Annotated in this window: 6 protein-coding genes; all 6 read right to left on the reverse strand. The window is 71.9% G+C overall.

Annotation, left to right across the window (positions count from 1 at the left end; genetic code table 11):
- Positions 1–5: 5 nt before the first annotated feature.
- The 6 genes from GQQ92_RS15465 to GQQ92_RS15490 all read right to left on the reverse strand — a co-directional run bounded on the left by GQQ92_RS15465 (position 6) and on the right by GQQ92_RS15490 (position 9,071).
- Entirely contained in the window at positions 6–2,948 is a 2,943-nt protein-coding gene (locus tag GQQ92_RS15465) for a hypothetical protein (RefSeq protein WP_157000199.1), read from the reverse strand.
- The gene (locus GQQ92_RS15470) at positions 2,948–3,106 is read right to left on the reverse strand and encodes a DUF6760 family protein (protein ID WP_157000200.1); all 159 of its coding nucleotides are present in this window, start codon (positions 3,104–3,106) and stop codon (positions 2,948–2,950) included. The genes GQQ92_RS15465 and GQQ92_RS15470 overlap by 1 nt, the downstream gene beginning before the upstream one ends.
- Positions 3,103–3,549 carry a hypothetical protein gene (locus GQQ92_RS15475; RefSeq protein ID WP_157000201.1) on the reverse strand — a complete coding sequence of 149 codons (447 nt, stop codon included), beginning with the start codon at positions 3,547–3,549 and terminating at the stop codon, positions 3,103–3,105. Before GQQ92_RS15475 ends, GQQ92_RS15470 begins: the two co-directional genes overlap by 4 nt.
- A 1-nt stretch (position 3,550) precedes the next feature.
- On the reverse strand, positions 3,551–3,997 hold the full coding sequence (locus tag GQQ92_RS15480) for a phage tail protein (RefSeq protein ID WP_157000202.1): 447 nt from the start codon (positions 3,995–3,997) through the stop codon (positions 3,551–3,553).
- A gap of 37 nt (positions 3,998–4,034) precedes the next feature.
- Positions 4,035–5,624, reverse strand: coding sequence for a phage tail sheath family protein (locus tag GQQ92_RS15485; RefSeq protein ID WP_157000203.1), 1,590 nt, complete (start codon positions 5,622–5,624; stop codon positions 4,035–4,037).
- 129 nt (positions 5,625–5,753) lie between these two features.
- The gene (locus GQQ92_RS15490) at positions 5,754–9,071 is read right to left on the reverse strand and encodes a phage tail protein (RefSeq protein WP_157000204.1); all 3,318 of its coding nucleotides are present in this window, start codon (positions 9,069–9,071) and stop codon (positions 5,754–5,756) included.
- Positions 9,072–9,282: the final 211 nt, after the last annotated feature.

Consider the following 9,282-nt stretch of genomic DNA (forward strand, 5'->3'; position numbering starts at 1 on the left):
CCCCTTCAGATTCCGTCGATCCGCACGCCGCGGCGTTCCCGATCGAGCAGCAACTCGGCCTTGAGGCGGCGCGCGAGCGGGCCGTACAGGCGGGCGGCGAGCGTCTCGATCCCTGCGGGCGAGGTGTCGACGGCGATCCCGCCCGCGGTGCCGCCGTGGCCTGCCTGAGCTGCGAGGTCTGCACCCGCCGGGCCGCCGGGGTCGCCGGGGTCGCCCGCGCCTCCCGCGAATGACGAGCCGCGTTCGAGGGCGGATGCCGCGGACGCGCCGATCCCGCCCGCGACCGCCCCGGCCCCGCCGGCGGCGAGCATGCCGAGTCCGGCGTCGAGCCCCTGGCCGAGGCCTGCTCCCTGCATCGTCGCCTGCATGGCCTCCTGCACGGAGCGCATGGGGCTCGCGACCGGAAGCTGCGGCGCCGGCTGCGGCACGGGTGCCGCGATCGTCGCGGGTGATGCGGCGCCCTGCGAGGCGGCTCCCTGCATCGCCGCCTGCGCCCGGTCGGGGAGTCCCTGGGCCCCGGCCAGGGGCAGCGGGAGCCCGGACGCGCCGCCGAATGCGCCGAGCGCGGTCTGCTCGGCGGACTGCGCCGCGTTCCCGCCGGCGTGCTCGGCGGCCTGTGCGGCGCCCTGCACTGCCGAGGCCGGGTCCTCGCCGGCGACCTCGGCGAGCGCCTCCCCGGCCTGTTCGGGGGTCGGCGGCTTCGGCTCGCCCCCGCCGAACCACCGTCGGAACCACGCGAGCGGACCGGTCGCCGGCGCGACCTCATCCTCGCCGACGCGCTGCAGGGCCGGCAGACCCGCTCCTACTGAGGAGGGCGATGACCCGATCGGGGTCGGCGCCGCGCCGGCGACACGTGCCCCGCCCTGGCGTTGCACGGTCGCGCTCCGGTGCACGCTCGCGCGCTGCGCTGCCGCGGCGCGCTGCGATGCCGTGGCGCGCGCCTCGCGCTGCACCGCGGGGCCGGTCGTCGCCGAAGCCGACCCGATGCGTGGGTCGCGGGCTCCTCCGACTGCTCCGAGTGGTCCGACAGCTCCGTCTGCTCCGTCGCGGGGGCCGGACGCCCCCGGGTTCGACTGCGCCGCCGACCCGCTTCCGTCGCGCTCGGGTTGGACGACCACCGCGGTCGCGCGCACGGCGTGGGCCCGCGCGGGCCCGATCGGAGGCGCCATCGGTTCGAGCGAGGTCTCGAGCGCGCGCTGCGCGATCAACGGAACATCTCGCGCCGGGGCCGTCGAGCGAGCCGCAGGCCACGCGAGCGCCCCCGTTTCCGCGCCCGCTCCCGACGCGTCAGCCGCGCCCGATGCTGCCCCATCAACGGCACCGGATGCGCCGGCCGCACCGGATGCGTCGGCCCCACCGGATGCGTCGGCCCCACCGGATGCGTCGGCCCCACCGGATGCGTCGGCCCCGGCTGACGCGCCGGCGTCTCCCGATGCGGCGAAGGTCGCGTCGACGGCCCCATCGGCCGAACCGCCGAACCCGACGGAGGCGCCGAAGCCGGCCTCGCTCGCGGTGGACCGCTGGAGTGCGAGGTCGATCGGAGCGGCCCACTCCCCCGGCGTCGCAGGGTCGGGCGCGGCGTCGCCCGATGCCTCGACCGCGCTCCCGAGCAGTCCGCCCGATGACCCCGAGTCCTGACCGTCAGCCGACCACCCCGCGGATGCCGACCCCGGCGCCATCTCGGACGCCGCCGCGGACGCCTCCGCCGACCCCGGCGACGACCCCGAACCCGGACCCGACGACCCATCCTGCCCCGACGCCGGGCCCGACGCGGCGTCCAGGTCCGGAGACTCTGCCACTGATGCCAGGGTGGCATCAGTGGCAGAGTCTCCGAGATCGCTCACCGATTCCGGAGCGTTCGACGAGGCTGGGATGCCGTCGGGAGCACCACTGTCGGGCGCGCCGCCGGCGGAAAGGCCGGCGGAAAGGCCGGCGGAGAGATCGCCGGTGGATCCGAGGTCGCCGGCGGATGGGGCGGGGTCCGTGGCGCCGGTCCATCCGCCGGCCCCGGAGTCCGCACCTCCGTGGTTCGGCGCGGGGTCGGTGCGTGATGGCCGCGGTTCCGCCTTGGCTCCCGGCGGCAGCGGCGCGCCGAGTCCCAGACGCTGCAGGCGCACGTCGGGTGCGGCGGCCATGCGCTGCACGGCGGGCGCACCCGGCATCGGCGCGGCGAGCCCGAGACGGGCGGGGTCGGCGATGGGCGGCGATCCCGCGATCGTCGGCGCGAGGGCATCGTCGACGAAGGCCGGAGCCGGATGCCCGGACGGCGGCGCTTCGGCCGCAAGTGGGTCCGCGGGCGGGTCGGTGGAGGTCGAATGCTCGTCGGCACTCGGATCGGCCGTCGCACGCTGCACAGGCGCGACCGGCATCGGCATCGAAGGACCCGATGCAGCAGACGACGGGGACGATACGCCCATCACGTCGGCCGCGTCGGCCGCGTCGGCCGCCGCGTCGGCCGGGCTCGCGGGCGGCGTCGCATCCGCTCGTCCGGCGGCCTCCACGACGTCGGGCTCGACCTCGCGCTGCACCGGCGCCTGCGAGACCCGGCTCCGGGTGGCGTCCCGTGCGAGCTCGGCGGCGGTCTGCGGCGGACGCAACGTGAGATCCGCCGCCGCCGCGCGCTGCACCGGAGCCCCGAGCACGGCAGATGCCGTCGCGACCGTGCCGGAGGGTGCCGCATCATCGACGAGGTGCGTGAGTTCCGCGACCCGGCTCGGCACGGTGCGCGTCGGCAGCCGCTCGATCCAACCGGAACGCAGCACTGCCGGCGGGGCGTCCGAGATCTGCCGTTGCAGCGGAGGGAGGAACGCCCAGCCGGCCGGCGCGATGCGCGAGGCATCCGCACCCGAGACATCCGACCCCGCGGCAGCCGACGCACGCCGGATGCCGGATTCAGGACCCCCGTCGCCGCCCCCGTCGGCCGCGACGCGCTGCCACGGCCAACGCATCACCGCTCCTCGGTGAGCCTGGTGTTGATCGCCGCGATCTCGCGCACGTAGCGCAGTCGCACCGCGTGCTCCATGTCGAGGATGTCGTCGAGCGACCAGTGGAAGTGATAGGCGACGTACGCGACCTCCTCATGGATGCGGTCGGCCGAGTACGTCATGATTCCCCCAGGCGGCCACCGGCGAGGTCGGCCGTGAAGCGATGCGAGCACTCCGGACACGTGACCGCGATGCGGGTGTGGCCCTCGGCATTCACCCGACGGTAGAAGTCCTGCAGGAACGCGACATCCGAGGCGAACATGTTCTCGACGACCGACGAGTCGATCGAGCCGAGCGAGCCCAGCGAGGTGATCACGCGCCCCAGCAGCACCACGGTCGTGTACGCCGGATTCTCCTGCACGCGAGCGTCGTAGAGCGGGAGCAGTTCGTCACGCGCCGTCGCGAGGCGCATGACGCCGCGCCGGTGCACGGTGCCGTCCTGCCCGACGTAGCCCCGCGGCAGCTCGAAGGCGAACTCGGTGCGCATCACCCCGTCGTCCGAGGAGGGCGCGTCCGCGACATCCGCCCCCTCACTGGTCGGACGCGTCGCGATGACGCGCTGCATGTCACACCACCTTCTGCTCGTCGAAGCAGACCGTGAACTTCTCGGTGGCCTGCTCGGTCGCGCCGGCCTTGAGCGAGTTGACCTCGATGCTGCGCACCCAGCAGTTCGTGAACTCGTACTTCTTGAGGGAGGCTCCCTGATAGTCGAGCAGCTCGACCGAGGCGGTCTTGCGGGCGCCCTTGACGTCACCCGTCATGACGGTGGTCAACCAGTCCGAGATCGTCTTCGAGTCCGTGAGCCCGCGGGTGACCGAGAACTCGCCCGCCTTCGGGCGACCCATCACCTGCCGCACGACGTACTTGCCGTCGGCGAGCTGCTGCTTCAGCTCGATCTTGTCGACCTCGCTCTTCAGACCCGACACCTCGGTCACCTTCGGCACCTCGATGCCGTCGATCGTGACCTTGAAGGCGTATGCCGGCGATGAGTCCATCGCATCTGCGAGTGGCATGATGTGCTCCTGTTCGTGTTCGCTGGGTGTTCGCGGGTCATTCGTTCACGAGGCTCGTGCCGCCCGAGAACTGCGAGAGCTCGAAGATCACGAACTCCGCGGGCTTCACGGGGGCGACGCCGATCTGGCAGACGACCTGGCCTGCGTCGATGACCTCGGCGGGGTTGGTCTCGTCGTCGCACTTGACGAAGAAGGCCTGGTCGGCGGTCGCGCCGAACAAAGCGCCCTTGCGCCACTCGTTCACGAGGAACGCCGAGATCGAGCGCCGCAGCTTGCCCCACAGGGCCTCGTCGTTCGGCTCGAACACCGCGAACTGGGTCGCCCCGAGGATCGACTTCTCGAGGTAGTTGAAGAGGCGCCGGATGTTGACGTACCGCCACGCGGCGTCGCTCGAGAGGGTGCGTGCACCCCAGACGCGGATGCCCCGGCCCGGGAACGCCCGAATGGCGTTGATGCCGATCGGGTTCAGCAACTCCTGCTCGGTGCGGGTCAGCTGCGTCTGCAACTCGACCGCGCCGCGCACGACCTCGTTCGCCGGCGCCTTGTGCACCCCGCGCTCGGCGTCGTTGCGAGCCCAGACCCCGGCCATGTGACCCGACGGCGGCATGAACCGGTTCGTCGAGGTGACGGGGTCGAGCACCTTGATCCAGGGGTAGTAGAGGGTGGCGAACTTCGAGTCGTACCCGGCGCCCGTGCGGCGCCACTCGCGCACCTCCTGCGCCGAGAGGTTCGGCGGCGCGTCGAGGATCGCCATGCGGTCGCCCATGAGCTCGCAGTGCGCGATGACCGCGAGCTGCACGGACTTCACGACCTCGAGCGTGACGACGCCCTGCTCGTATGCGGCCATGAGGTCGGGCACGGCGACCATCGTGATCTCCTCGACCTCCTCGAGGCCGCCGAAGCCGGTGCGGTCGGCGGGGCTGCCGATGTAGTTCGCGGCCGAGATGCCGTCGAGCACGATCGGCTGCTCCTCGGGCTCCGGCACGGCGAGGTCGAAGGTGCCTGGCCGGGGCGTGACGCCCGCGGACGCGGGGTCGAGCTCCTCGACCGTGACGAGCTTCGAGTCGGCGGTGATCTTCGTCACGACGTAGGCCGCGCTGTCGGGCTTCGGCGACACCTGCTCGTACGTCTCGGGCGCGCGTCCGTCGACGGTGATGACGACCTTGAACGCCCCCTCCTCGGGATCCTCGCCGCCGGGTTCGGCGACCTCGACCGAGATCGGCTTCGCGTTCGGCGACGCGTTCTTGGCGGTGAAGACGTAGTTGCCGACCGCGGCGGTCGCCGGGCCGGTCGCGGCGAGCTGCTTGGGCTCGCCGCGCTTGCTCGCGCCCTTGCCCCCTCCGCCGCCGCCACCGCCGGCCGAGGCCGTGCCGATGCGGACGACGTAGCAGTTGCCGCCGCCGTTCAGGAAATAGCCGTACACGGCGTAGGCGAGGTACGCGCCCGGATACAGCCCGCCGAACGTGTCGACGAACTGGGTCCAGTTCGACACGAGCGTCGGGGCGTTCTCGGGGCCTTTCGGCGCCATGCCGACGAAGGCCGCGACCGCGGTGCCGACGCCCTCGATGGGCCTCGTCGCAGCCTCGATCTCCTGCACGTACACGCCTGGAGAGAGATAGGTGGGCATCGGATGCTCCTTCGCGGTTCGCAGCGGTTCGCATGCTCGGGTTCAGCATCGACCGGATGCCGCGGCGCGGCCCTGTCCGCCGGGACGTGCGTGCGGGTAGCGAGGCGTGCGCGATCGGGCAGGCGTGGTTTACGGCGCGTTGCCCTTGACCGGCTTGGCGAAGACGATGGAGACGATGCCCGCGTTGCTCAGGTAGTTCGCGAGCTTCGGATGCGGCGGTGCTTCCAGGAAGATCCATCGCGGGTCGTATCCGGGGTTGAGCTTGCGCAGGTGCACATCCTTGTTGACCTGCTCGATGATCTCGTCGCTCAGGGGGACGGAACCGGCGACGGCCACTCCATTGACGGTCCGCCAGCGCATGTACGTCTTCACCTCGATGCCGAGCGTCTGGCCCACTCCGCCAGCGGCGACCGTGTCGGTGTGCCGACCTCCGGTGCCTTCGACGGCGAAGTTGCTCGTCGGCGCCTGCGGCACGGGCGAGTGCACCTGCGGGGTGCCCTGGTAGGTTTCGGCGATGAAGGTCTCCGCCGCCTTGTACTTCTCCTGCGAGGGCGGCATCTTGAGGATCTGCGCGAGCGTGAACGTCGTCGGCTTCCCCGGCCCGAGCTGACGTTCCGGGCCGATGTACGGCGGTGGCGCGCTGCTCGAGTTCTCGACCTTGATCGATACCGGCCCATCCTTCGCCTCGTCACCGGCCGAACTGTCCACGTTGCTCTCGGCGGTCTGCTCGCGCTGCACCGACGCCCGCACCATCCAGTGCTTCTCCCCCGGCACGGCCTCGAGCACGGCGAGGCCGTTGCGGATCCGCGCCAACCCGAGCGCCGGCTTCAGAATGTGCTGTCCGACGCGTTTCCCGGCGAAGCGGTTGATCGCCGCAACGCCCGCGGCAGCGCCGGCGCGTTCCTTCTCCTCGGGCGTCTTCTCCTTGATCCCGATCTTCTTCTTGAGCTTGCCCCAGGCCTCCTTGCCTTTCGCCTTGACCTTCGCGAGCGCGCGCTTGCCGAGCGAGATGGCCTTCTTGCCGAAGGCGACGGCTTTGCCGACGACCCAGTCGATGACCTTGTTCACGGGTTTCTGCACGGCCTCGATGATCTTCTTGATCTTGCCGCTGATGCCGCCGAGGCCGAGGAGGGAGGCCATGAAACCGATGATCACGGGAACCATGCGTCCGAGCGTGTTCTCGATGTACCCGGCGACGGCGCCGACCCCGCCCGAGGCGATCGATTCGACCGAGTCGAGGATCGAGTCGACGAAGGCCTTGATCTGCTCGGCCTTCTCGACGAAGAACATGACGACGTCGTAGATCATCTTGCAGGCCTTCACGAAGGCCGAGGCCGGGTTCAGCATGGAGACGAGCCAGACGATGCCGGCCTTGATGATCTCGACGGCGACCATCTCCTTGACCTGGCCCATGATCATGTCCTTGATGTCCCCGACCTTCTCGAGGATGATGCGCCAGATCCCGCCGAGCCCTTCCTTGATGATGAGCTTCACGACGTCGAATCCCTGCTCGACGAGTTCGATTGCGCCGGGCGGCAGCTTCGCGGCGATGCGGGCGCGCACGTTCGCCCACGTGAGCCCGAGGATGGAGAGCACGAGCTTGAGCACGCCCTGCAGGTCGAACTTGGCGGGCAGGTCGATGCCGGCGGCCGACAGCGCGCCGAACAGCCACGTCTGGAGGCCGTTCTTCAGGTGGGTCGCGATGTTCGCGCCGAACGCCATGATGCCGCTCTTGACCGCGTTCACGAGGTTGCCGAGGAACGCGATGGGGTCCTTGATGATCTTCTCGACGGCTCCGGCGGCGCGGGCGAGCGCGCCGAGCAGCATGGTCTTGAGCTTCAGGATGGTCTCGACGGCGCCGACGACGGCGTCCTTGGCCTTGTCGACGAGCCCCTTGTTGGCCTCCTGCATGGCCTTGATCTCGTCGTCGACGACGTTCCGCGCCTCGACGTACTTCGTCGCGAGGTCCTCGGCGAGCGCCTGGCCCTTCTCGTCGACGGATGCCTCGAGCTCGTCGAACCGGCCGCCGACCTCCTTCGCGGCATCCGCCCCGACCTTGCGCAGCGAGGGGTTGAGGCTCTGGGTGTAGGCGGCGATCCTCGCTCGGCCTTCGGCGACCTTGACCTTCGCGGCGTTCAGTTCGCCGCCGACGAGGTCGGCGATGCGGTCGATGGCCTTCGTCATCTCGCGCTCGTAGGTGGCGCGGGCGCGGCGGAAGATCTCGTCGACCTCGGGTTCGGGGCCGAGCAGCAGGTCGGCGGCCCAGCGCATGGCGCCGACGGTGTCGTACGAGTAGCGCTTGTCGCGGAACGCCTTCATCTCGCGCGTGTGCTGCTCGGTGAAGGCCTTCTTCGCGGCGCCCTCGCCGTCCTTGAACGCCTCGTCGACCTTCGCGTCGATGCCGTTCAGGATGCCGTCGACCGCGGTCTTGGTCTCGTCGAAGAGCCGCGTCACGTTCGCGGTGACGGCGGCGCGTTCCTGTTCGTCCTTGGTGCGGGCCGTCTGCTGGCCGCGCGCGACGCCGTTGCGGTTCGCGGCGCCCACGCCCATGAGCCCGGCGGATGTCGCGGTGCCGGCGCCCGCGGCAGCCTGCGTCGCCTGCGCGAGTTGCGCCCCCTCTTGGGCCCGCAGTTGCGCGGGCGCGGTCGCCGAGTGCTGTTCGGCCTCGGCCTTGGCGGTGAGCGCGCCCGTGAACTCCGGCTCGTTCGAGCGGCGGAGCTGATCTTCGGTGACCCCGGCGTCGGACATCGCCCGGTCGGTCTCGGCGGGGCCATTGCGGAGGTCGGTCTGCTCCGGTGGCGCCCGTGACGGCGCGGCCTGGGCGGCGTCGATCTTCAGCGGACCGGGCGGGCCCTGGGCCGGCAGCGGGGTGACGTCCTTCTCGACGGCGCGCGAAGGGTCGGGCGGGCGGGCGGATGCCTCGTTCATCGGCCGGGCGGCGGCCTGCGCGTTGCGGCCGGCGATGCCGCGCACCTCGGCGCCGACCTGGTCGGCCTTGCCGGACTTCCCGAACTCGTCGGCGTCCTCGAGCGTCTTCGGGGTCTGCTTGTCGATCGCGGCCTTCACCGCCGCGACGAACGCGGCCTTGTCGAACCCTCCGGCGGGCACGGCGCCGAGCGCGTCGGCCTTCGCGGCCTTGGCCTGCGCGTCGCGGTCGCCTGCGGGGGGCTGCGCGGCCTGCTGAGCCTCCTGCGCCTTCGAGGCGGGCGACGGATGCCTCGCCGCGGCCGCGGCGTTCAGCGCGATGGAGCGTTTCGCGAGCCGCAGGCCGGGGTGCGCGTGCGGGGCGGGCGGCGGCGGGGGCACGGGTGGCGGGGGCACGGGGCCGCCGCGCACGAGGCGCTGCACCGCGCGTTCGAGCTCGGCCGGAGCTGGAGCGGAGACTGGAGCGGTGGTCGTGTCGACGGCTCCCGACATGAACGCGACGGACCCGGCGGCGGCCGGCACGCGGGTGGCCGAAGCGGCGACGGCCGGCCCGCGGGCAGCCGACGCCGTCGCCTGAGCGATGGCCGGTCCCGGCGCATCCGTCGGCGAGGGTTTCGGTCGACTCCCCGTCCGCAGCAGGGCCGTGACGGCCGCGTTGCCGGCCGACGCCTGCAGCCGCATGAGCGTCGGCGTCGGCCTCGGCGCGCGACCCGACGCGCCCGCGGTCGCGGGC

Source organism: Agromyces terreus (genome assembly GCF_009749465.1).
Taxonomy (GTDB): Bacteria; Actinomycetota; Actinomycetes; order Actinomycetales; family Microbacteriaceae; genus Agromyces; species Agromyces terreus.